The following is a 22,099-nucleotide window of genomic DNA, read 5'->3' on the forward strand; positions in this document are numbered from 1 at the left end:
CGCAGTTAGCGGCTCTTTGATATGCAAGAAATTGCTTTCAGTGGTTATCCACAAATACCATGGTTGATCCGATAACTGCACCGGTGCCATTACGGTATTGGACATTGCCCAGGTAACGACTGCCAGCGATTACCGACCAGCCCAGACCAACGGATGTGGCCGTATTGCCATAAACCGTAGTCGGCGCACTCGCCCTCAAGGTTTGTATACCCACAGCAGGTCCAACCACCCAGCTTGATAGCGTGAAGCTCGTATTACCAGCAGGCGTATCGTATCCGAGGACGCATGCAGAATAAGTACCACCGGCGGGGTTCAGCAATGTGACCATTTCATCCGATCCGGAATGACCGGCATACCCGACTACGGCTCCTGTGCCATTCGCACCCCTGTAGACGGTGAGATCAAGATCCGTTGAAGCGCCTCCCAGGGTATCGGCGTTGAATAGCTGAAAGCGGGCCAACTGAGCACCGGAGGGGACGGTGAAATTGAAGCACTGAACGGCATTGAAAGTCACAGCACCAGCAGACAAAGTCGCTGGCACAAGCCCAGTGGCAGCCACAGACAGGGTGCCTGTGTAGTTGGAGTTGATAGAGTAGACTTTGGTGCCCTTGCCTGAGGCCCTGGTGTCAGACACCTCGGCAGGTGCTGTAAACGGAGCACGACGCATGCTGAGTGGACTGCGCACGGTGCGCACACCATCGGTCCAGGTCAGGTTGCCGAAGCTCCAGGCCCCAGTCGTCGCCGAAACAGCGGTCACCGTCACACTGAAGTTGGCCGTGGCACCGGGTGCAATCGTCAGACTGGCAGGTGACACCACAACATTCCAACCTGGCACACTTGCATTTGACACAAAAGTAGAGCTGGCAAGTGTGGTGTTTGTCAATCTACGGTTAAAGGTGAGCGTGTAGGGCACAGCAGAGGCCGTCAGAGAAGCCAGGTTCAGATTCCAGGGTTCAATCGTGCCGACTGTTGAGCACGGACCAAGACCCGCTGGTGGTGCCAGACTCAAGCCGCACAAGAACCGACCGTAGTCCGCCGGGCTGATGTCATAGATCAGACCTGGGTTGGCCGCACCATTGGGATCCATGTGTCCGGCACCGTATCCCCACCGATTCGCGTCCAATGCGCCCGTTGCAAGCTTCACATCAGTGGCCGAGGTCATCAAGGCTGATTTGATGGCGGCCGGCGACCACGTCGGATAAAGCTGCTTGAGCAAGGCAGCAGCACCGGCCACGTGCGGGCTGGACATTGAAGTGCCTTGAAGCAAGTTTGCGCCGGGTCCGGGAATGAAGGTTCCTAGCGCCACACCATCGTGCTGTGCTTGCGTCAGTGACACATCAATATAAGCGGCCAGGACCTCCACGCCCGGACCCGTGATGTCCGGCTTCAGGATGTTGTTATTGGCCTGGTTGGGGCCACGTGATGAAAAATCGGCCATGACGGGAGCCACCACAGGCGTCGGATTGAGGGTTGGTCTGATTGAACCAACCGCACCCACGAGTGCAACGTAATCGCGCACTGCTGTCCGCACTGAGTACTGCAAGTGCACGGTGGGCACACTGTGAAAATCCGCCACAAGATCGCTGGTGACGGGATTGATCAGCACCATGCCGATCCCCCCTACGCGTTTGACTTCGGCACTTTTTTCAACACGGTCATTGGTGCCTCGGTCGCAGACGACGATTTTGCCTACGGCGGCACCTGTATCGAGACTGTTCAAAAGGCACAGATTGGCATTGTTGACCGAAACACCCGGGGCCGGGATGCTACTGGACAGCACCATCGGTGCGCTCGGCAAAATACTGGCAAATATCGACGCACCGGTGTATGCGGTGCCATTGCCCAGATTCACATCAGCAATGGACTGCCGATCGTGCGTAGATGCCGCGACCGTCATAATCCAGGGGCTGATATGCGCCACTGCATTGCCGGGACCGCTGTTGCCTGCGGAAGCCGCAACAAAAACACCGGCTGTCGTTGCATTCAAGTAGGCAATTTCGACCGGATCAACGAAATTGTTGAGCGTACCGCTAATTGAGTGATTGAGGACATCCACGTCATCGCTCACGGCATCGTCGATAGCCTTCACCATATCAGCCGAATAGCAGGCATCCCTCCCGGAGATAGCGGACCCCCAGCAAACCTTGTAGGCCGCCACTCGCGCCCGTGGGGCAATACCTGTGATGGCGCCAATGCTTGTGCCATTGATGGAGGCCTGCACGTTGGCATTGCCACCTGCCGTCGACGCAGTATGACTACCGTGGCCATCGCCGTCACGCGGCGACTCGTATTCCAACGTGGTCAGCGAATTGTTACTCTTGAAGGCATTCACGTAGTAACGTGCGCCAATCAGTTTGTTGTTGCACATGGCCGCCGTAAACCCGGCCCCCGTCTGGCAAACGCCTTTCCACTTGGCGGGTGGGGGCCCATACACTTGAGTGCCAACCTGGTTGTAGGCAACGGGTGTGCCAAAGGCATCGACTTTGTCGCTGAAAGAAGGATTTTCAGGCCAGATGCCACTGTCTATCACACCAATGATGACGTTTTCACCTTTGACAACGGACCCGCTGGCATCCAGCTGTGACCATAAACCACCCGGTGCATTGATGCCCAGGAAACCGGGGGTGCGGGTGGTGTCCAACCTGTGTATTTCGGACTCGGTAATCGACCTGACACCCGCGGAGCTTGCCAGCGCCTTGGCCTGAGCCTCCGTCAGTCTGGCAGAAAAACCATTGAACGCCACCGAGTAGCGATGCAGAGTAGGGATATTGCCAATTTTTGCCAGTGCCTGGTCTTGTCGGATGCTGAGGAAGCTCCGGTAAGCGCGCACGTTAGGTGAGTTAGCGTCCAGTTTCGCGCCACGCATGGGGCGCGTCGCCGCCAGACCGCGAATCTGACCAGAATAGGTGGCTGCAGGCGCATCGGCCAGCTCGACAATATAGGTTTTGGTCCCACCGGTCTGTGCGCCGACTGACATGGTCATGGCAATGAGCCCGACCCCCAATACGTATCGATGAAATTTCATTGAAAACTCCAGGTTCAGTTTGGGATCAAGATTTCAGGTGACGGCGACGCAAACCCAAGCCCATCAAGCCAAGCATCAGCAGGGCGACAGTGGAAGGTTCAGGCACGCTACCCCCGTCAAGATGGGTCGCCAAGAGAAGGTTGTCGAGGGCGAATTGCCCTAAATTGTCGGAAGGATATGTGCATGCATCATTTGCGTCGTAGATGCATGCAACAAAACTTAGTTTGCTCAGCCCGGTTGTTGTGTGGGCAGGGAGGTCGAAACCATGGAAAGAAAATTCACCGAGTGGGTCCGCGCTCCAGGCGACAGTGATCGGCGCTATAGAGTTACCGTTGCCGTCCCATCCTTGAATCCGCAGAGCGCCCGGCATGGCCAAAGGGGCGTAACTTTTACCCGCAATAAATCCATAATCCATGCCCAAGAGGGTGAATAGCTGACCATCGGCACGTGTGATTTCGAGGGCGTTGTCGTCAAATGCGCCGAAAAACTGTGTGGCATTGCCTTTGGGGGCTTTGACGCCAGAGTAGCTTGCAGCCGTGTCAACAGTCGCGAATGAACCACTCGTGGGGCCACCATTGACCAAAAAGGAAAAACCGGAAGCAGTGAAAGTATCACCACCAAAATATAAATTTGTCAGCTCCGGGTCTTCAAAATCGATGGTGCTGACAACTGGAGCTGCATGCACTTGGGGCAGCAGCATGGCACCTACAAGCATCGCGCCACCACACAACTGATGAATAGATTTGAGCATTTTTTGTTCCTGAATGAAGGTCGATGGGTAAGGAATACAACACGTTTAAATTGAATCTCAACGCGTTGTGACTCCTCCTGAGTGCTTGGCGTGTTCGACACTTCAAGCAGCAATTTTCATGCCCCAAGTCAAGAAATCAGTGCAAACACTTAGGTGTTCTCCTGAAATGCATCAGTAAATCGTGAAGTATTTGAATTTACTTCGTTCAGCAATCTTGCTCTGTTAAATTTTCCGACATTTCATCAAATCAAATCATGAATCTCTGGGCCGCAGATTCGTGACGGTATGGAAATTCTTCATGAATTCGCAAAATTGCCGAAAAATTTCAAGAAAAAAGACGGTTTTTTGAAATTTCAAAGAAAACGGTGTGTTCTTTGACTTGCAATTGGAAACAAAGTGTAAATTTTTTCGACAACTGGATTGGAAACTGCTATTGCGGTACTTCCATTGCCTTGCCAGACGGTCAAGCCCTTCGCCCAGCAGCGAAGCGGCAAATCAGGGCGAGATTTCCAAGCCTACTGGGGCTGATTGATAACGGTGTCTTCGAGTTTGCCGGCCAGCTGGGAAATCGCCAGCGCTGCCGGGCAACCGGGTGTGGATTGCATCAGCAATTGGCGACGCATCACCGCCTGCCGCACGGAGGGATCCGCCGGGATGTCGCCAACGTGGATGAGGCGAATCGGACGCCCTGGCTCGGTCACCACAAAACGGTCCAGCACCTGCTGCAATTGCGTGGTGATGGCGCGACCATCACCCAGACGTGCGGTCTGGTTGATGACCATGCGGATGTTTTGCCGCTTTTGCTGACCCACTAGCACCTTGATCGTGGCATAGGCGTCGGTCAGTGAAGTTGGCTCGGGCGTTGCCACCACCAATACTTCGGAGGCCAGTGAGACAGCAAAAAGCACCACATCCGAAATACCGGCTCCGGTGTCCAGTATCACGATGTCATAGTGCGGCATCAGCCCGCTCATGATGCGCAGGAAATCGTCACGAACTTCGGGTGTCAGGCGTGAATATTCCACCATGCCGGAGCCTGCCAGCAGAACCGAAAAACCGCCCGGAGCGCGCACAATGGCTTCTTCGAGCTTGGCTTTTCCGGTGAATACATCGTGCAGGGTGATCTTGGGATAGAGGTTCAGCACCACATCCAGGTTGGCCAGGCCCAGGTCCGCGTCCAGCACCAGGACACGGTGCCCGCGTTTGGCCAATGCTGCTGCCAGATTGGCTGCCACAAAGGTCTTGCCGACACCCCCTTTTCCGCTGGTGACAGCGAGCACCTTGCCAAGCGGCTTGAGGGGTACCGCGGTAGCAGCCGCGTTGCCTTGTGGTGGATTCAGGACATCGCTCATTATCAATTCACCCTATTCATTGCATTGCCCGTCGTACCACCCGATGCTTCGCTCGGAATACTTTCGATCCATGCGGGATCGCCGGTGGTGAGATGGCCAAACAACAGACTTTTTTCTTCGGCACTAACGGCGATAACTTGCTGCTGGTCGATAAAAACACGATTACGCCCCTCGGATTTGGCCCGGTAGAGCTGGATATCGGCACGATCAGTCCACAAGGACGTCGTCGAACGCACCCATTCCGGTGCGTAGGCTCCTCCGATACTGACAGTGACATGGATATTGACTTGTGGCGAAATGGAGATGAGGAGGGACTCAATGGTTTCACGGATGCGTTCTGCCACGGTCTGGCCAAACGTGACCTGGCAGTTCGGCAAGATCACCGCGAACTCTTCGCCGCCATAGCGTGCGACCGTGTCCATGGGGCGTACGCACGTCGCCAGGCATTTGGCTACAGCCTGAAGCACCTGGTCGCCAGCGTGATGGCCGTACGTATCGTTGACTTGTTTGAAATGGTCAATGTCCAGCATCAGCAGCAGTGCGTGGTCACCCGAGCGGGCCACGACATCGATTTCGCGGCTCAGCACATTGCGGAATTGACGTCGGTTGGCCAAGCCTGTGAGCGGGTCCTTGAGGGATAGTTCGCACAAGTTGTCAATGACGCTCTGGACATAAACGGTGGCGGACTCTTTCGCTTCGGGCAAGCTGTCCGGCATGTCATGCACCAGCAGGGCACGTGCATCGTCCAGACGTAAATCACGCAGATCAATCACGGAGGATGCAATCTTGGGGGCCACGGCGTATTAGGGTCTTGTTGATTTGACGATTTAAGTCTAACAGGTACCAGTTTCGAATGCGACGAAAAATCCAGGTGATTCGCCATCTATTCATCACGTTGGAAAGGTTCAGTGCATGCTGCCACAGACACTGCAGTTTGCCTGGCGCCCGATGCGCATTTCAGTGAATTCCATGGAGCGACCATCCAGCATCAACAGTCGGCCGGTCAGGGGGCGACCGGCGCCGCTGAGCAGCTTGAGCGCTTCGGCCGCCTGCATGGAGCCGATGATGCCCACCAGCGGCGCAAATACGCCCATGGTGGCACAGCGGGTTTCCTCAAATGTGGTGTCGGGGGGGAAGACGCAGGCATAGCAGGGCGAGCTTGCATCGCGCGGGTCGTAGACACAGACCTGTCCGTCAAAGCGGATGGCCGCGCCCGACACCAGGGGTTTGCGGTGTTTGACACAGGCGGCATTGATGGCGTGACGCGTGGTGAAGTTGTCACAGCAGTCCAGCACCACATCGGCCTGCGCTACCAGGGTATCGAGCAAAGCGGCATCCGCGCGCGCCATGACCGGGGTTACCTGCACTTCCGGGTTGATGGCCGCAATGGCGACCTGCGCTGATTCCACCTTGGGCCGTCCGACGCGCTGCATGGTGTGGGCGATTTGCCGCTGCAGATTGGTCATGTCCACGGCGTCATGGTCCACCACCGTGATCTGCCCCACGCCTGCAGAACCGAGATACAGGGCCACTGGCGAGCCCAAGCCACCGGCACCGATCACCAGCGCATGACTGCCTTGAATTCTCTCCTGGCCGTCAATCCCGATTTCGTTGAGCAGGATATGGCGCGAGTAGCGCAGGAGCTGTTCGTCAGTCATGAGAGCGCTTATTCTTCTTTCTTTTCTTCCTTGCGTTCAACCATGGTCTTGCTGACCATGACGGTACGGCCCTTGAGCTGGTTGACGGCTTGAGCCAACTGGAAGTCCTTGTCCGAGCCAAATTCGGGCAGCTTGCGATCAGCCACCGGCTTTTTCAGTTCTTCTTCCAGCTTCTTGCGCGCTTCTTCGCGTGCTTTCTCGCGGGCTTCGTCTTTTTTCTCCTCGCCCTGGCCACTGTTCAGGTGCTTCTCCAGGTCGGCCTCACGGGTGCGCAGCGCGGCAAACAGGTTGCCGTCTTCGGTTTCATCCACCATGACATCGGGCACGATGCCTTTGGCCTGGATCGACTTGCCGCTGGGCGTGTAGTAACGGCTGGTGGTGAGTTTCAGTCCGGCGGTTGGGCAGTTGTCCATGCGGAAGGCAGGATCCAGACATACTGCTGTTTGCACCGAGCCTTTGCCGAAGGTCTGGTTGCCCAGCACCGTGGCGCGTTTGTGGTCCTGCAGCGCGCCGGCCACGATCTCGCTGGCGGAAGCGGAGCCTTCGTTCACCAATACCACCAGAGGCACGGTTTTCAAGGCTCCTTTGGTCACCTCGTTGAGGCGCTTCAGGGGATCAGCACCGCCGCGGCGCTGGTAATACTCCGGTGCGGCCTTGTAGGTGTACTTGCTCTCGGCCAACTGGCCATTGGCGGACACCACGGTGACGTTTTCAGGCAAAAAGGCCGCCGACACCGCCACTGCAGCGTCCAGATAGCCGCCGGGATCGTTGCGCAGGTCCAGCACCAAGCCCTTGAGATGGGGCTCCTGCTTGTAGATTTCTTCGATCTTGCGGGAAAAGTCCTCGACCGTGCGTTCCTGGAACTGGCTCAGCCGAATCCATGCATAGCCGGGTTCCAGCACCTTGCTGCGAACGGACTGGGTGCGGATTTCCTCGCGTGTGATTGTTACCGGGAAGGTGCGGCTTTCAGCTTTGCGGAAAACGCTGAGGATGACTTTGGTATTGGGTTCGCCGCGCATGCGCTTGACGCCCTCGCTGAGGGTCAGGCCCTTGACCGGAGTCTCGTCGATCTTGACGATCAGATCGTTGGGTTTGAGGCCGGCCCGGAATGCCGGTGAACCTTCGATAGGGGAGACGACCTTGATCAGGCCGTCTTCCTGCGAGATCTCGATGCCGACGCCAACAAACTTGCCGGTGGTGCCTTCGTTGAATTCCTTGAGTGCCTTCTTGTCAAGGTACTGCGAGTGGGGGTCCAGGCTGGATACCATGCCCACGATGGCATCGGTGATCAGCTTCTTGTCGTTGACCGGTTCAACATAGTTGGTCTTGACCATGCCGAACACGGCGGCCAGCTGCTGCAACTCTTCAAGCGGCAGCGGCGCCAGGGTGCCGCGCGCCACGGTCTGCAGCGAAACTGTGGTCAAAGCACCAGCTACCACGCCCAGAGAGACCCAGCCTGCAATTTTCAATTTTCGACCCATAAATATTCCTGTTTGGGACCAATATACACGGTTGGATGCTTCTTCCCGGGAGTGGTTCCCTATTTGTTCAGGCTTTTCCCTGCGAGGCCACGGCAGCGGCTGCCTTGGCCGCCGCTTCGGCGTCTCCCAGGTAGTAGTGGCGGATGGGCTTGAGGTTTTCGTCCAGCTCGTAGACCAGCGGAATGCCATTGGGGATGTTCAGGCCCACGATGTCGTCGTCCGAGATGTTGTCCAGGTATTTCACCAGAGCCCGGATCGAGTTGCCGTGCGCCGCCACCACCACGCGCTTGCCAGCCTTGATGGCGGGCGCGAGGGCTTCGTTCCAGAACGGCATGACCCGTGCCACCGTGTCTTTCAGACATTCGGTCAGGGGAATCTGATCGGGTTGTAACTTGGCGTAACGCACGTCGTTGCGTTCGCTGCGCGGGTCGCTGGACTCCAGCGCCGGTGGTGGGGTGTCGTAGCTGCGGCGCCATACCAGCACCTGGGCGTCGCCATATTTCTTGGCGGTTTCACCCTTGTTGAGCCCTTGCAGGGCGCCATAGTGGCGCTCATTGAGGCGCCAGCTGTTGACCACGGGCAACCAGGTCCGGTCCATTTCGTCGAGCACATGCCACAGGGTGCGGGTGGCACGCTTGAGAACGCTGGTGTAAGCCACGTCAAATTCGTAGCCTTCGGCCTTGAGCAGGCGCCCGGCCTCTTTGGCCTGGTCAATGCCGGTAGGCGTCAGGTCGACGTCGGTCCAGCCGGTAAAGCGGTTGTCAAGGTTCCAGGTGGATTCGCCGTGGCGGATGAGAACGAGTTTGTACATGGTGTTTTCAGGTGATCAGGGGCCACAACGACGGCAAATGCAGAGGTCGGGGCAGGGGCAAAACAGGGGAGTCAATGCGCTGGGCACCCCGGCATTCTAAAATAGGTGGTTTGCCGCAAGCTACTTCTAAGGATTCAAGTGAAATTTGTTCTCGACAACTGGATGATCATCTCTGTGGCACTGCTCTCGGGCGCCATGCTGTTCTGGCCCGCGCTCAAGGGTGCAACCGGAGGCGCGCTGACGGCGGCGGGTGCAGTGCAGCTGATCAACCGCGAGAAAGCGGTTGTCATTGATGTGTGTGAAACCGAAGAATTTGCGGCAGGCCACGTGGGCGGCTCCAAAAATATTCCCCTGAACCAGCTCGAAGAAAAACTGCCTTCGGCGGTGAAGAACAAGGCCTTGCCGGTCATTCTGGTATGCCAGAGCGGAGCCCGTTCCAACCGCGCGCTGGCCATTGCAAAGAAGCTCGGCTACGAGCAGGCGCAGGCCCTGGGTGGTGGCATGACCGCCTGGAAAGCCGCCAATCTGCCTGTTGAAAAAGCCTGATTTAAAGAGGAAAAGCCATGCAAGCCGTCAAGATGTACACCACCGCAGTCTGTCCCTACTGTGTGCGAGCCAAGCAGATTCTCAAGTCCAAAGGCGTTGAGAGCATTGAAGAAGTCCGCATCGACGTCGACCCCGTTCAGCGCCAGGCGATGATGGAACTCACCGGGCGGCGAACAGTTCCGCAGATATTTATTGGACAGACCCACGTTGGCGGTTGCGATGATTTGGTGGCGCTGGATGGGCAGGGGGGCTTGCTGCCTCTGCTGAACGCCGCCACCTGAGATAATTCCCCTCGATTCCGATCCTGTGCCCGCTCAAGCCAAGTCAGAGCGGGCTTTGTTTTGACTAGAAAGAACCTATGGCCGACCAACAAGAACCCGTTTTCCAGATCCAACGCGTCTACCTCAAGGAAGCGTCCCTGGAGCAGCCCAACTCCCCCGCTATTCTGCTGGAGCAGGAGTCGCCCACGGTGGACATTCAGCTGGGCGTGAATGCCGCGCCGGTTGCAGAGGGGATTTTCGAAGTCACGGTGACGGCCACGGTACAGACCAAGATCAAGGAAAAAACCGTGTTTCTGGTGGAAGCCACTCAAGCCGGTATTTTTGAAATCCGCAATTTGCCCCAGGAGCAAATGAGCCAGATCATGGGCATTGCCTGCCCGCAGATCGTTTACCCCTACCTGCGTGGCAATGTGGCCGACCTGATTCAGCGTGGTGGCTTTCCGCCGGTGCATTTGTCGGAAATCAACTTCCAGGCCATGTACGAGCAGCAGCAGGCGGCGGCAGCGGCCAATGCCACTGGCGTTACTCAGTAAATACCGACCGTATTTTCAACCTCTGGCCCTCTAGATAGGGGTTTGGTTTGCTATGAAAATCGTAGTGCTTGGGGCTGGTGCCTGGGGTACCGCACTGGCAGTCAGTGCTGGCGGTAATCCCTTGGCCCGGCATGCGGTGACGCTCTGGGCGCGAGATGCCGCGCAGGCGTCCGTCCTGCAGACGCAGCGCGAAAACACACGCTACTTGCCAGGCATTGCACTGCCTTCCTCGCTGGCCATCAGTTCCGTTGCGCCAAAGCAGATAGACAGCCTCGTGGCTGGCGCTGATCTGGTCATCATCGCTACGCCGATGGCGGGTTTGCGCGGCATGCTGGAGCATTTGCAGCTTTGCAAAGTGCCGGTAGCTTGGCTGTGCAAGGGCTTTGAAGCTCCGAGTTCGGGGTCTTTTGGGCTTCTGGCCCACGAAATACAAGCGCAGGTAGCTCCTGATTTGATAGCGGGTGTGCTCAGTGGACCCAGCTTTGCGCTGGAAGTTGCGCGTGGACAACCGACCGCGCTGGTGGCCGCCAGTGTGCATGCACCGGTACGCCTGGCGCTGGTAGAGGCTTTTCACAGCCCGACCGTGCGTGTCTATGCCAATGATGACATCGTGGGCGTGGAAGTGGGTGGTGCGGTGAAGAACGTGCTGGCCATTGCCACCGGCTTGTGCGATGGCCTGAATCTGGGCCTCAACGCCCGCGCTGCGCTCATTACCCGGGGTCTTGCCGAGATGACCCGCCTGGGCGTGGCGCTCGGTGCCCGGGTGGATACTTTCATGGGCTTGAGCGGCCTGGGTGATCTGGTGCTGACAGCTACTGGCGATTTGTCGCGCAACCGGCAGGTGGGCCTGGCCTTGGCGCAGGGGCATACCCTGGCGCAGGCGGTGGCATCGCTGGGCCATGTGGCCGAAGGTGTCTATTCCGCCCGCACGGTGGTGCAGCGTGCTGCTCTTCTGGGGGTGGAGATGCCGATTGCGCAGGCGGTGGTGGCTTTGCTGGATGGCCAGATCAAGCCGCCTCAGGCCATAGCCTTGTTGATGGGACGCGAGCCGACGGTTGAATTGGCGTGAACCCGCCCCGATGTGAAACCCTATGGGGACCCCGATGACTTCTTATTTCGATTTTTCTCCCGCTGCGATCACTGCGCTGGCCCAAGCCGATGTGGCGCGCGCCTTGCAGGAAGACGTGGGCGCCGGCGATCTGACCGCCGGTTTGATTGACCCGACCCGCCGCGCCCGTGCGCGGGTGCTGGCACGCGAAGCGGCTGTCATGTGTGGTGCGCCGTGGGCTCAAGCCGCGTTGCAGCAGCTTGACCCGCAGGTCAAAATCACTTGGCATGTGCAGGAAGGGCAGCGCTGCGCGCCAGACCAAGTGGTGCTGGAGATGGAAGGCTCGGCCCGTGCCCTGCTGACTGCCGAACGCACCGCGCTCAATTTTCTGCAGCTGCTCAGCGCCGTGGCCAGCAAAACCGCCACTTATTGCGAAGCAGTGCAATCCGTGCCTGGCAACCGGGCGCAGATCGTGGACACGCGCAAGACGCTCCCCGGCTTGCGCCTGGCCCAGAAATATGCCGTGCGCACGGGTGGCGGCACCAACCACCGTATCGGCCTGTACGACGCCGTGCTGATCAAGGAAAACCATATCGCAGCAGCCGGTGGTGTCACCGCGGTGCTGCAACGTGCCGCAGCGATTGCGCCCACCGCTAAGTTCGTCGAGATTGAAGTGGAAACCATTGCGCAGCTGGCCGAGGCCCTGGGTGCTGGCGCGACCATGGTGTTGCTCGACAACATGGACCTGGCCCAATTGCGTGAGGCCGTCAAGCTCAATGCCGGGCGCGCCATTCTTGAAGTGTCGGGCGGCGTCAACATGCGCACCGTGCGCGATATTGCCGCTACGGGTGTTGACCGGATTTCGATTGGTGCCCTGACCAAAGACGTCCAGGCGACCGATTTCTCCATGCGTTTCAGTTCGGACCCAACATGAGCAGCATTCCCACCACTGTGATGGACGTCGAATACGAGCAGCCGCAAACCGATGCTGCGCCGGGCGCCAGCGCCTGCGCCACCAAACATGCCTGGGCCCGTGTGCCGGTCGAGCCCGGCCCTGCTGAGCGTGCCGCGCTCAAAGACAAAATTCGTCGACTGCTTAAAGAGCGCAACGCGGTGATGGTGTCGCACTACTACGTGCACCCGGACTTGCAGGACTTGGCCGAGGAGACCGGTGGCATCGTCAGCGATTCACTGGAGATGGCCCGCTTCGGACGGGACCATGCGGCCACCACGCTGGTGGTGTCGGGTGTGCGATTCATGGGCGAAACCTCCAAGATCCTCTCGCCCGAAAAACGCGTGCTGATGCCCGACCTGGACGCCACCTGTTCGCTGGATCTGGGCTGCCCGGTGGACGACTTCAGCGCTTTTTGCGATGCCCATCCCGACCGCACCGTGGTGGTCTATGCCAACACCAGCGCGGCGGTGAAGGCACGGTCCGACTGGCTGGTGACCTCCAGCTGTGCGCTGGACATCGTGCGTGCGCTCAAGGACAAGGGCCACAAGATTTTGTGGGCGCCGGACCGCCATCTGGGTGGCTACATCCAGCGCGAAACCGGGGCCGACATGGTGATGTGGGGCGGCTCCTGCATCGTGCACGACGAGTTCAAGGCCTTTGAGCTGCAAGCCCTGATGAAGGAACACCCCGGCGCCAAGGTGCTGGTGCACCCTGAGTCCCCGGCCGACGTGGTGGCCCTGGCCGACGCCGTGGGCTCCACCTCCGGCATCCTCAAGGCCGCGCACGAGATGGACGCCAAAGAGTTCATCGTGGCCACCGACAACGGCATGATGCACAAGCTGCGCACCCTGAACCCGACCAAGACATTCATCGAAGCCCCCACCGCCGGCAACAGCGCCACCTGCAAAAGCTGCGCCCATTGCCCCTGGATGGCCATGAACAGCCTGGCGGGTCTGGCACAAGTTCTGGAATTGGGTACCAATGAAATTCACGTCGACTCTGCCTTGGGCCTGCGTGCCCGGCTGCCGATTGACCGCATGCTGGCATTCACCTCTGCGCTCAAGGGGGGGCAGGATGCGGGTAGCCTGGTGCCCCTCATTGGTGCTGCCTAAGTCGCTATTGAATTTGTAGTAAGAAAGTTGCCGACCTGATCGGACGGTGGCAACTTTAAAGATCTGCAGCGTAGCGCGCTTGCATCTCTTCTTGCGTTTCCGCAGGAGACTCGATACCCGTCTGGCTGTTGATCATTTGCCCCATCGTGGGCAGCAGAGATCGGTCTACTTGGGCGTCCGCTTGCCACAGCCTGGAGCGCATGAAGGCCTTGGCGCAATGCAGGTAGGCTTCTTCGACCAGCACTTCAATGACCAGTGTGGGCATGCGCTTCGCCCCGGCGAAGACCTGCATGTGATCTTCACGCCGTGACAGCTGCGCACTGCCGTTGATGCGCAGCGTTTCATCAACGCCGGGAACCATGAAGAGCAGTCCTAGCTTGCCGGTTGCAATGATGTTTTCCAGCGTGTCCAGTCGGTTGTTGCCAGGCGCATCCGGGATGAGCAGCGTTGCGTCATCGAGCACTTTGACAAAGCCGGGAGCGCCACCCCGGGGCGATGCGTCCATCGCCTGATGCAATCCACTGCTGGCTAGGACCAAAAACGGCGAGAGCCCAATAAAGTGCCTGCAATGCGGGTCCAGCTTGGAGAGTGACTTTTTGATCGCTCGTTCTTTCGGCATGGCGTACAAGGCGCGCAGTTTTTCAACGGTATCGATGTTCATGGTGCTTTTGGTATTGCGATCAATTGAAGTCGTCAACAGCACGATAGCATCCAAGCGGGCTTGCGGCGTTTTGGTTTGACGACGTGGCGGCTTTGAGTCGTGACAACATGCAATGTTGACGAGTTGGGATTGAATGCCCGGTCAGGAAAAGGCTCATAGCGGTCCTACAAAATTCCAGACTGCGGTCATTAAAAACTATGATTTCGCGCTTTTACGTGAAAGTAACCGGTGACTTGCGCCAGAAGCGCGCGGGCGCCGCAAGGCGTCCGTGTTGGCTGACATGTTAAAGCGCGTTCTCAACATATTTGACGAGCCCTTCAGTGAGGCATTCCAGTTCAGACGGGTAGTACCGAATATCGGCCTCGTCAATCGGCGCGCCGCGTTTCTCCCACTTGCGCCCCTTTTCGCTCACTTGCTCGGGGGTTTGGCCGTCCTGTAGCTCGTAGCTGTATCGGGCCTTCTCGAAAACGAACTGGAACCAGTGAAGCAGTTTGCCGACGTCCGCCAGGTCCGCATGGCCCGGCATTCTTGCGCGGGCTATGCCCATGATTTCATCCTGCGATGCGGTCGGAAGCATTTTCCACAGTTGCTTGTAGTCGTGGCCGCCGGCCCGCGGCTGCCCGGACGCAAGAATGGCCGCTTTCAGCAGCACTTCGAAGGCAAGCACTCGCAGGAATGCTTGAGAGTCTGAGCGCGTGTCCAAGGACGCCCCAAGAATGTCGGCGTCATGGCGCCGGCCTTGAGCTTCATGCAGCATGCGTGCGACACGATGCTTCATAGCGCTTTAACGTTGAAGCCAAGCGGGGCCGAAGGCGTCCGGCTTGGGCGACCAGTTGGAAGTCGAGCGGATCATTTCGGGAGAAGAGTAGGAAGGACGATGTTCTCAATGTCACTGTCTTGACTCTCCAGCCATGTTGGCATGCGGCTGCATATACCTTGCATGTCGGATTGGTTCTTAAGTTGGAGAAGGATCTGCTCTTCCATTTCCCCAAGCTCGATTATGAAACGCGCTCGCTCCTGTAGCGGAGGAAATGCGAAACAGGCCTCTTTCACCTTCACAGCCTTTGCTTCATTTCGGCGCTTCCATGAAACAAAAGCATCGGTCATCCGAATTTTTAGTTCGGGCTGTGCTGCAATGCATTGGTTGCCCCACTTTTCGTGGAAACCACTGGGATCGCAACTGCTCACCATAGCAAACTCGATATTTGCAAGCGCTGCTGGCGAAAAAATGACGAAAATGGTAAGTATCCCAATTCGGTTCATGGCGAAATCCAACGTGATGTAGACCGTACGCCCTGAGGTGTATCCCAATACACCGCAGCGGAACTTGAGTGAGCACTTTCGTTGCAGCCCTTATGAGGCCTGCATGCGTTTGAAATTAGCATGTTCATGCTCCCTGAATGATCCGTGAAACCCGGCAATTTTTTGGCTCATTCTACGGACAAACAAGGCCTCGAATCGACATTGAAGACAAGCGTGAGTTTGCCGCGCTCAATTTGCAGTCGACATCTACTCCAAGCGGCTCGCAGGGTTTGGGGCACTGGCCCCGGCCGATTTCTGGGCATTTGACAGTATGAGGCCGGGGCCAGTGCCCCAAACCCTGCCACCGTCAGACTTCGAGGTTATCAATCAACCGCGTAGTGCCCAACTTGGCGGCGGCCAGCACCACCAGGGCATCACCCGGTGTGGGCGTCTGCAAATCAATGCGACGGCGCGCCACGACGTAGTCGGGTTTCCAGCCGCGTGCGCTCAAAGAGGCCATGGCATTGGCTTCCAGCGTGGCGATGTCACTGGCGCCGGCTTGCAGGGCTGCGACCAGGGTTTTGAGGGCTGTAGAGAGTTGCACCGCCTCGGCGCGCTCGGCTTCACTCAGGTAGCCGTTGCGTGACGACAGCGCCAGGCCGTCGGGTGCGCGCGCGGTGTCGCCCGCGACGATCTCGATCGGCAGGGCGAACTGCTGCACCATGCGCCGGATGATCATCAGTTGCTGGTAATCCTTCTTGCCGAACACGGCCACGCGCGGCTGCACGCAAGACAGCAGTTTCATGACCACGGTGCACACGCCGACAAAAAAGCCGGGGCGAAAGTGGCCTTCCAGAATGTCCGCCAGCTCGGCGGGCGGGTGCACCTTGAAGGTTTGCGGTTCGGGGTACAGCTCTTTTTCGCTGGGTGCAAACAGCACGTCGCAACCGGCTTCCTGCAGCTTGGCGCAGTCCGATTCCCAGGTGCGCGGGTAGGTATCAAAGTCTTCGTGCGGCAGGAACTGCAGGCGGTTAACGAAGATGCTGGCCACCGTGACATCACCCAGGGGTTTGGCCTGGCGAACCAGTGCCAGATGGCCTTCGTGCAGATTGCCCATGGTGGGCACAAAGGCGGGGCGCTTGAATGGCGCCAGATGGCTGCGCAATTCTGCGATGGTGTGAACGATATGCATGGAGATCCGCCTACCAGGCGTGTTGGGCGTTGTCGGGGAAAGTGCCGTTTTTCACGGCGGCTACGTAAGCCTGCATGGCTTCCTTCACGCCGGGGGCGCCGGTCATGAAGTTGCGCACGAATTTGGGCATCTTGCCCAGGTTCAGGCCCAGCATGTCATGCAGTACCAGCACTTGGCCAGCCGTGTCCTTGCCAGCGCCAATGCCGATGGTGGGGCAATGTTTCAATTCGAGTGTGAGTTCGGCGGCCAGGGCCGCAGGCACCATTTCCAGCACCAGCAGTGCGGCACCGGCGTCTTGCAGTTCATGGGCATGCTGCTTCAGGCTGGTGGCAGCCTCCAGCGATTTGCCTTGCACGCGGTAGCCACCCAGGGAATGCACGGTTTGCGGTGTCAGGCCCAGATGGGCGCACACGGGGATGCCGCGCCTGACCAGAAACTCGACAGTCTCTGCAGTCCAGCCGCCACCTTCGAGCTTGACCATATGAGCACCCGCCTGCATCAGCACGGCGGCGCTGCGCAGGGCCTGCTCTTTTGATTCATGGTAAGTGCCAAACGACAGATCGCCGATCAACCAGGCGGTGGCCTGGGCGCGCAGCAGGCCGCGCATGACGCTCTCCACGTGGTAACGCATGGTCTCCAGCGAAACCCCCACGGTGCTGCTCAGGCCCTGGCACACCATGCCCAGAGAATCGCCGACCAGGATGCATTCCACGCCCGCTGCGTCCGCCACTGCCGCAAAGGTGGCGTCGTAGGCGGTGAGCATGGTGATTTTTTCACCGCGTGAATGCATCTCCAGCAGGCGGGGCAGGCTCACGGGCTTGCGTACCGAGGGGGTGGCGTTGGCGGGCAAGGTGCCGTAAGGGGTGGCACTGTTGGTCTCGGGTGCGTTCATGCGAATCTCCCAGGAAATTTGGCGCGAGTCTATAACAAATGAAAAGTGCCGGCTGCAGCAAGCCCTGGCTTGCTGTCAGGGCTCCAGGATGGTGGGCAGTGCCACCGGTGCGAGTTCGGGGTAATCACGGCTGAAATGCAGGCCACGGCTTTCATGACGGGCCTGGGCGCTGCGCACGATCAGGTCTGCCACTTGCACCAGGTTGCGCAATTCCAGCAGGTCACGGGTGACATGGAAGTGGGCGTAGAACTCCTGGATTTCACCCTGCAGCAGGGCAATGCGGTGGGCAGCGCGCTCAAGCCGCTTGTTGGTGCGCACGATGCCCACGTAGTCCCACATGAAGCGGCGCAACTCGTCCCAGTTGTGCGAGATGACCACGGCTTCGTCGGCGTCGCTGACGCGGCTCTCATCCCAGGCCGGCAGAACGGGCGGCTGGGTGGGCGCTGTGCGCTCAATCGCCTGCGTGGTGGCTTGTGCAAACACCATGCATTCCACCAGGGAGTTGCTGGCCAGCCGGTTGGCGCCGTGCAGGCCGCTACAGGCGGTTTCGCCAATCGCGTACAAGCCGTTCACATCGGTGCGGCCAGCCAGGTCGGCCATGACGCCGCCGCAGGTGTAATGCGCGGCGGGCACCACGGGGATGGGTTGTTTGGAGATGTCGATACCCAACTCCAGGCAACGTGCATAGATGTTGGGAAAGTGCTCTTGCAGAAAGCTCAGGGGCTGGTGCGAAATGTCGAGGTAAACGCAGTCCAGACCGCCTTTTTTCATCTCGAAGTCGATGGCGCGGGCCACCACATCGCGCGGGGCGAGTTCGGCGCGTGCGTCGTGCTGCGGCATGAAGCGCGTGCCATCGGGCAGCAGCAGGCGACCCCCTTCGCCACGCACGGCTTCGCTGATCAGGAAGGACTTGGCGTGCGGGTGGTACAGGCAGGTGGGGTGGAACTGGATGAACTCCATGTTCTGCACCCGGCAGCCCGCGCGCCAGGCTGCGGCAATGCCGTCGCCGGTGGCGGTGTCGGGGTTGGTGGTGTACAGATACACCTTGCCAGCGCCGCCGGTGGCCAGAATGGTGTGCGGTGCGCTGAAGGTCAGGACTTCATCCGTTGCTTCGTCCAGCGCGTACAGGCCCAGGCAGCGCCTGGGGCTTGGCGTCTTGCCTTTGCGCGCGCTCAGCTTGGCGTCGGTGATCAGGTCCACCAGCGTGTGGTGTTCAAAGAGTGTGATGCTGGGCGTCTGGCGCACCTTCTCGATCAAGGTGCGCTGTACCGCCGCACCGGTGGCGTCGGTCACATGCACAATGCGCCGGGCGCTGTGCCCGCCTTCGCGGGTGAGATGCAGGTGGCCGTCTTCTTCCGAGAACGGTACGCCCATTTTTTGCAGCCATGCGATGGCCTGGGGTGCCTGCTCCACCACGAAGCGGGTAGCGGCCAGATCGCACAGGCCGGCACCGGCCACCAGCGTGTCGTCCACGTGGGCGTCAAAGCTGTCGTCCTTGCTCCAGACGGCGGCAATGCCGCCCTGTGCCCAGCCGCTGGAGCCTTCCTGCACGGCGCGCTTGGTGATCACCGCCACACGGTGATGAGGTGCCAGCAGCAGGGCGGCGCTCAAGCCTGCCAAGCCGCTGCCGACGATCAGAACGTCAAAATGATGGGAAGAAGGAGTCACGAGAGGGGCGCAGTGGATGCGTTCAAGCGGGAGAGTAGGCCAGGCGGACGTAAATGGGCGCAAATACCTCGGCCTGGGTGATTTCAATCAGGGTTTCCTTGGCGAGCTCAAGCAAGGCAATGAAGGTGACGACGAGTACCGGCGTGCCTTTGTGGGGGTCGAACAGTTCTTCAAATTCGACAAAGCGTCGTCCTTGCAGTTTCTTGAGCACCATGCTCATGTGTTCGCGTACCGACAGCTCTTCACGCGTGATCTTGTGGTGCTGTACCAGCTTGGCACGCTTCAAAATGTCGCGCCAGGCTTCCTGCAGGTCCACCAGATGGACATCCGGAAAACGCGGCTGCAGGGATTGCTCAATGTAGACCTGCGCCTTGAGGAAGTCTCGGCCAAACTGCGGCACCGCGTTGAGCCTGGCGGCTGCCAGCTTCATCTGCTCATATTCCAGCAGCCGGCGCACCAGTTCGGCACGGGGGTCTTCTGCCTCCTCGCCTTCGGCCACCTTCTTGGGCGGCAGCAGCATGCGTGATTTGATTTCAATCAGCATGGCAGCCATCAGCAGATATTCTGCTGCCAATTCCAGGTTGCGACCGCGAATTTCGTCAACGTACACCAAGTACTGGCGCGTCAGACCCGCCATTGGAATGTCCAGAATATTGAAATTCTGCTTGCGAATCAGGTACAGCAGCAGGTCCAGCGGGCCTTCGAAGGCTTCCAGAAAGACTTCCAGCGCATCGGGGGGAATGTACAAATCCCGCGGCATGGTGAACAGGGGCTCGCCATAGAGCCGGGCCACCGCAACGTTGTCCACCACGTTCGGCATACCGGCCAGCTCAGGCGCCGCTGCGTCAGCAAGCGCGTCGTGGTTCGATGGGTGGGTCATTGATTAGCTATCAAATAAATAGCTTCCAGTGCCCTGTATTCAAGGGCCAGAGGCTGATTTGACTGCTGTATTTGGGCTACTTGGCGTCAGTCTGGTAGACGTAGGGCTTTTGGGCAACCTGGGCTGCGCGGTACTCGCTCCAGGCGCTGCGGTCCACCGACTTGTCCCACAGCAGTTCGCGGCCCTTGCGTTGCTTGGCTTCCAGATCCGCATCCTTGGCTTTGAGCTGTTCGATGAACTGGGTGGCGTCAGACTGGTACTTGGGGCGGTAAAAAATATTCATGAACTTAACCTCTTTGTGGCATTTTACCGGGCCAGCGCCACGGCCATGCCGGTACCCAGGTCCGGGAAAATATGGGTGGCACCCACCAGTTCGACAAAACCGCAACGCCGGGCAATGTCCAGGGGTTGGTGGTTGAGCCCGCACACCAGCAAACGCACGCCGTTTTTGGTACAGCTTCGGGCCAGATCATTGAGCGTGTCAGCACCCGAGGAGTCGATGTAGATGACGTTTTTCAAATCCAGCACCAGTGTTTCTGCCGGCAAATGGTCCTGCAGGTCTTCCACCAGTTTCACCGCGCCAAAGAACAGGGCGCCGTAAAACCGGTAGCTGGCCACCTTGTCCGCGAGGGTTCCCAGGGCCGGAAAATAGGCGGTCCCCACTTCCTCGCGGCGTGACAGGCTGGAAATCCGGTAGATGAAGGTCATGCATGCCGCCACCAGGCCCACTTCAACAGCCACGGTCAAATCGAACACCACGGTAAGGAAAAAAACCGCCAGCAGCGTTGCCCGGTACGGCAGACGGTATTGGCGCAAATGCGCGAACGCACGCCACTCGCCCATGTTCCACGCTACAAACATCAGAATCGCAGCCATCGCGGCCAGCGGAATGTCGCGCGCCAGGGGTGCGGCGACCAGCATCACCAGCAGCAGGGTTAGCGCATGCACCATGCCGGCCACCGGGCTGGTTCCGCCACTTTTGATGTTGGTAACCGTGCGTGCAATGGTGCCTGTGGCGGGCATACCGCCAAAAAAGGGGGTGACGAAGTTGGCGATGCCCTGCGCCATCAGCTCCTGGTTGGGGTTGTGGCGATCGTCGATCATGCCATCGGCCACACGGGCGCAGAGCAGCGATTCGATCGCGCCCAGCAGTGCCAGCGTGGTGGCGGGGATAAACAGAAAGCGCGCCGATTCCCACGACAGGTCCGGCCACTGCATGGCGGGTAGCGAGGAAGGAATGCCACCGAAGCGGCTGCCTATGGTTTCCACCGGCAACTGCCACCACCCGACAATGACGGTGGCAAGTACCAAAGCCACGACCGAGCCGGGCACCAGTGCCAGGCGGGCTGCCCAACGGTGCTCCTTGCCCAGTCGGGGCATGAACAATTGCCACAGGATAATGAGCCCCAGGCAGGCCAGCGCCAGGCCTGTGGCGTACCAGTTCAGGGTGTGCAGGGCCTGACCCAGTGTGGACAGCATGCCGAAAAAATTGGAGGGCATGGCCGCCACGCGCAGGCCCAGAAAATCCTTGACCTGCGACAGTGCAATCAGCACCGCAATGCCATTGGTGAAGCCAATCACCACGGCAATCGGAATGAAGCGCACCAGGGTGCCCAGCTTGAAGACACCCATGGCAAACAGCATCACACCCGACATGGCGGTGGCGATGATCAGGTTGGCCAGGCCGTAGCGTTCCAGAATGCCGTAAACAATCACCACAAAAGCGCCGGCCGGCCCGCCAATCTGCACGCGGCTACCACCCAATGCCGAGATCAGGAAGCCCGCGATGATGGCGGTGAACAGGCCGGCTTCGGGCTTGAGTCCGCTGGCAATCGCAAAGGCCATCGCCAGGGGCAGGGCGACGATGCCCACGGTCAGGCCAGCGCCTATGTCCTTGATGAGCTGGGGTCGGTCATAGTTCCGCAGTACGCCCACCAGACGGGGCCGGAAAAAGGGCTGCGACTTGGGCGGGGCCGGTGGACGGGGGGCGGCAGTCATGGGCATGATTGTG

General features: G+C 59.0%; 22 protein-coding genes. 6 read left to right on the forward strand and 16 right to left on the reverse strand.

Annotated features, from left to right (window positions below; translation table 11 throughout):
- Nucleotides 1-37: 37 nt before the first annotated feature.
- From IV109_RS05800 to gpmA, 7 genes are all read right to left on the reverse strand, one after another.
- On the reverse strand, nucleotides 38-3,025 hold the full coding sequence (locus tag IV109_RS05800) for a S8 family serine peptidase (protein WP_296693603.1): 2,988 nt from the start codon (nucleotides 3,023-3,025) through the stop codon (nucleotides 38-40).
- A 25-nt stretch (nucleotides 3,026-3,050) separates the two neighbouring features.
- Nucleotides 3,051-3,776, reverse strand: coding sequence for an NF038120 family PEP-CTERM protein (locus IV109_RS05805; RefSeq protein WP_296693606.1), 726 nt, complete (start codon nucleotides 3,774-3,776; stop codon nucleotides 3,051-3,053).
- A gap of 515 nt (nucleotides 3,777-4,291) precedes the next feature.
- Nucleotides 4,292-5,128, reverse strand: a complete 837-nt coding sequence (locus IV109_RS05810) for a MinD/ParA family protein (RefSeq protein WP_296693609.1) — start codon at nucleotides 5,126-5,128, stop codon at nucleotides 4,292-4,294.
- A 2-nt stretch (nucleotides 5,129-5,130) separates the two neighbouring features.
- A complete protein-coding gene (locus IV109_RS05815; protein WP_296693612.1) occupies nucleotides 5,131-5,925 on the reverse strand; it encodes a GGDEF domain-containing protein in 795 nt (264 codons plus the stop codon).
- A gap of 108 nt (nucleotides 5,926-6,033) precedes the next feature.
- The gene (gene moeB, locus IV109_RS05820; protein ID WP_296693614.1) at nucleotides 6,034-6,786 is read right to left on the reverse strand and encodes a molybdopterin-synthase adenylyltransferase MoeB; all 753 of its coding nucleotides are present in this window, start codon (nucleotides 6,784-6,786) and stop codon (nucleotides 6,034-6,036) included.
- Between the two features lie 8 nt (nucleotides 6,787-6,794).
- Complete coding sequence (locus IV109_RS05825) at nucleotides 6,795-8,267, reverse strand: S41 family peptidase (protein ID WP_296693617.1); 1,473 nt, start codon at nucleotides 8,265-8,267, stop codon at nucleotides 6,795-6,797.
- A 67-nt stretch (nucleotides 8,268-8,334) separates the two neighbouring features.
- Nucleotides 8,335-9,078, reverse strand: a complete 744-nt coding sequence (gene gpmA, locus IV109_RS05830; RefSeq protein WP_296693620.1) for a 2,3-diphosphoglycerate-dependent phosphoglycerate mutase — start codon at nucleotides 9,076-9,078, stop codon at nucleotides 8,335-8,337.
- 138 nt (nucleotides 9,079-9,216) lie between these two features.
- Here gpmA and IV109_RS05835 point away from each other — a divergent pair, with 138 nt between their 5' ends.
- The 6 genes from IV109_RS05835 to nadA all read left to right on the forward strand — a co-directional run bounded on the left by IV109_RS05835 (nucleotide 9,217) and on the right by nadA (nucleotide 13,553).
- Nucleotides 9,217-9,624 (forward strand): rhodanese-like domain-containing protein, encoded by a 408-nt coding sequence (locus tag IV109_RS05835; protein WP_296693621.1) that lies wholly within the window; start codon nucleotides 9,217-9,219, stop codon nucleotides 9,622-9,624.
- A 17-nt stretch (nucleotides 9,625-9,641) separates the two neighbouring features.
- Nucleotides 9,642-9,905: a glutaredoxin 3 gene (grxC, locus tag IV109_RS05840; protein ID WP_296693624.1), complete on the forward strand. Its 264-nt coding sequence runs from the start codon at nucleotides 9,642-9,644 to the stop codon at nucleotides 9,903-9,905.
- Between the two features lie 77 nt (nucleotides 9,906-9,982).
- Nucleotides 9,983-10,438: a protein-export chaperone SecB gene (gene secB / locus IV109_RS05845; RefSeq protein ID WP_296693626.1), complete on the forward strand. Its 456-nt coding sequence runs from the start codon at nucleotides 9,983-9,985 to the stop codon at nucleotides 10,436-10,438.
- A gap of 52 nt (nucleotides 10,439-10,490) precedes the next feature.
- Nucleotides 10,491-11,507 carry an NAD(P)H-dependent glycerol-3-phosphate dehydrogenase gene (locus tag IV109_RS05850; RefSeq protein ID WP_296693628.1) on the forward strand — a complete coding sequence of 339 codons (1,017 nt, stop codon included), beginning with the start codon at nucleotides 10,491-10,493 and terminating at the stop codon, nucleotides 11,505-11,507.
- Nucleotides 11,508-11,541: 34 nt separating this feature from the next.
- A complete protein-coding gene (nadC, locus tag IV109_RS05855; RefSeq protein WP_296693630.1) occupies nucleotides 11,542-12,420 on the forward strand; it encodes a carboxylating nicotinate-nucleotide diphosphorylase in 879 nt (292 codons plus the stop codon).
- On the forward strand, nucleotides 12,417-13,553 hold the full coding sequence (gene nadA, locus IV109_RS05860; RefSeq protein WP_296693632.1) for a quinolinate synthase NadA: 1,137 nt from the start codon (nucleotides 12,417-12,419) through the stop codon (nucleotides 13,551-13,553). Before nadC ends, nadA begins: the two co-directional genes overlap by 4 nt.
- A gap of 55 nt (nucleotides 13,554-13,608) precedes the next feature.
- On the opposite strand, the gene IV109_RS05865 is transcribed toward nadA, so the two are convergent.
- The 9 genes from IV109_RS05865 to IV109_RS05905 all read right to left on the reverse strand — a co-directional run bounded on the left by IV109_RS05865 (nucleotide 13,609) and on the right by IV109_RS05905 (nucleotide 22,086).
- Nucleotides 13,609-14,214, reverse strand: a complete 606-nt coding sequence (locus tag IV109_RS05865) for a pyridoxamine 5'-phosphate oxidase family protein (RefSeq protein WP_296693634.1) — start codon at nucleotides 14,212-14,214, stop codon at nucleotides 13,609-13,611.
- Between the two features lie 283 nt (nucleotides 14,215-14,497).
- Nucleotides 14,498-14,992: a hypothetical protein gene (locus IV109_RS05870; protein WP_296693638.1), complete on the reverse strand. Its 495-nt coding sequence runs from the start codon at nucleotides 14,990-14,992 to the stop codon at nucleotides 14,498-14,500.
- Nucleotides 14,993-15,063: 71 nt separating this feature from the next.
- Nucleotides 15,064-15,477, reverse strand: a complete 414-nt coding sequence (locus IV109_RS05875; protein ID WP_296693640.1) for a hypothetical protein — start codon at nucleotides 15,475-15,477, stop codon at nucleotides 15,064-15,066.
- Between the two features lie 346 nt (nucleotides 15,478-15,823).
- Nucleotides 15,824-16,648 carry a pantoate--beta-alanine ligase gene (gene panC, locus IV109_RS05880; protein WP_296693643.1) on the reverse strand — a complete coding sequence of 275 codons (825 nt, stop codon included), beginning with the start codon at nucleotides 16,646-16,648 and terminating at the stop codon, nucleotides 15,824-15,826.
- 10 nt (nucleotides 16,649-16,658) lie between these two features.
- Nucleotides 16,659-17,540: a 3-methyl-2-oxobutanoate hydroxymethyltransferase gene (gene panB / locus IV109_RS05885; RefSeq protein WP_296693645.1), complete on the reverse strand. Its 882-nt coding sequence runs from the start codon at nucleotides 17,538-17,540 to the stop codon at nucleotides 16,659-16,661.
- Between the two features lie 75 nt (nucleotides 17,541-17,615).
- Nucleotides 17,616-19,208 carry an L-aspartate oxidase gene (gene nadB / locus IV109_RS05890; protein ID WP_296693648.1) on the reverse strand — a complete coding sequence of 531 codons (1,593 nt, stop codon included), beginning with the start codon at nucleotides 19,206-19,208 and terminating at the stop codon, nucleotides 17,616-17,618.
- Nucleotides 19,209-19,230: 22 nt separating this feature from the next.
- A complete protein-coding gene (locus tag IV109_RS05895) occupies nucleotides 19,231-20,088 on the reverse strand; it encodes a ScpA family protein (protein WP_296693651.1) in 858 nt (285 codons plus the stop codon).
- Between the two features lie 76 nt (nucleotides 20,089-20,164).
- Nucleotides 20,165-20,371: a DUF3460 family protein gene (locus tag IV109_RS05900; protein ID WP_296693653.1), complete on the reverse strand. Its 207-nt coding sequence runs from the start codon at nucleotides 20,369-20,371 to the stop codon at nucleotides 20,165-20,167.
- 23 nt (nucleotides 20,372-20,394) lie between these two features.
- A complete protein-coding gene (locus tag IV109_RS05905) occupies nucleotides 20,395-22,086 on the reverse strand; it encodes a SulP family inorganic anion transporter (protein ID WP_296693657.1) in 1,692 nt (563 codons plus the stop codon).
- Nucleotides 22,087-22,099 lie beyond the last annotated feature (13 nt).

This window comes from Rhodoferax sp. (assembly GCF_018780565.1).
Lineage (GTDB): Bacteria > Pseudomonadota > Gammaproteobacteria > Burkholderiales > Burkholderiaceae_C > Rhodoferax.

Coding starts and splice junctions, on each gene's coding strand:
- secB (WP_296693626.1), top strand. CDS start 9,983: ATGGCCGACCAACAAGAACCCGTTTTCCAGATCCAACGCGTCTACCTC.
- panC (WP_296693643.1), bottom strand. CDS start 16,648: ATGCATATCGTTCACACCATCGCAGAATTGCGCAGCCATCTGGCGCCA.
- IV109_RS05875 (WP_296693640.1), bottom strand. CDS start 15,477: ATGAACCGAATTGGGATACTTACCATTTTCGTCATTTTTTCGCCAGCA.
- IV109_RS05805 (WP_296693606.1), bottom strand. CDS start 3,776: ATGCTCAAATCTATTCATCAGTTGTGTGGTGGCGCGATGCTTGTAGGT.
- nadA (WP_296693632.1), top strand. CDS start 12,417: ATGAGCAGCATTCCCACCACTGTGATGGACGTCGAATACGAGCAGCCG.
- IV109_RS05850 (WP_296693628.1), top strand. CDS start 10,491: ATGAAAATCGTAGTGCTTGGGGCTGGTGCCTGGGGTACCGCACTGGCA.
- IV109_RS05900 (WP_296693653.1), bottom strand. CDS start 20,371: ATGAATATTTTTTACCGCCCCAAGTACCAGTCTGACGCCACCCAGTTC.
- IV109_RS05865 (WP_296693634.1), bottom strand. CDS start 14,214: ATGAACATCGATACCGTTGAAAAACTGCGCGCCTTGTACGCCATGCCG.
- nadC (WP_296693630.1), top strand. CDS start 11,542: ATGACTTCTTATTTCGATTTTTCTCCCGCTGCGATCACTGCGCTGGCC.
- IV109_RS05905 (WP_296693657.1), bottom strand. CDS start 22,086: ATGACTGCCGCCCCCCGTCCACCGGCCCCGCCCAAGTCGCAGCCCTTT.
- IV109_RS05800 (WP_296693603.1), bottom strand. CDS start 3,025: ATGAAATTTCATCGATACGTATTGGGGGTCGGGCTCATTGCCATGACC.
- IV109_RS05825 (WP_296693617.1), bottom strand. CDS start 8,267: ATGGGTCGAAAATTGAAAATTGCAGGCTGGGTCTCTCTGGGCGTGGTA.
- moeB (WP_296693614.1), bottom strand. CDS start 6,786: ATGACTGACGAACAGCTCCTGCGCTACTCGCGCCATATCCTGCTCAAC.
- IV109_RS05895 (WP_296693651.1), bottom strand. CDS start 20,088: ATGACCCACCCATCGAACCACGACGCGCTTGCTGACGCAGCGGCGCCT.
- IV109_RS05810 (WP_296693609.1), bottom strand. CDS start 5,128: ATGAGCGATGTCCTGAATCCACCACAAGGCAACGCGGCTGCTACCGCG.
- grxC (WP_296693624.1), top strand. CDS start 9,642: ATGCAAGCCGTCAAGATGTACACCACCGCAGTCTGTCCCTACTGTGTG.
- IV109_RS05870 (WP_296693638.1), bottom strand. CDS start 14,992: ATGAAGCATCGTGTCGCACGCATGCTGCATGAAGCTCAAGGCCGGCGC.
- gpmA (WP_296693620.1), bottom strand. CDS start 9,078: ATGTACAAACTCGTTCTCATCCGCCACGGCGAATCCACCTGGAACCTT.
- panB (WP_296693645.1), bottom strand. CDS start 17,540: ATGAACGCACCCGAGACCAACAGTGCCACCCCTTACGGCACCTTGCCC.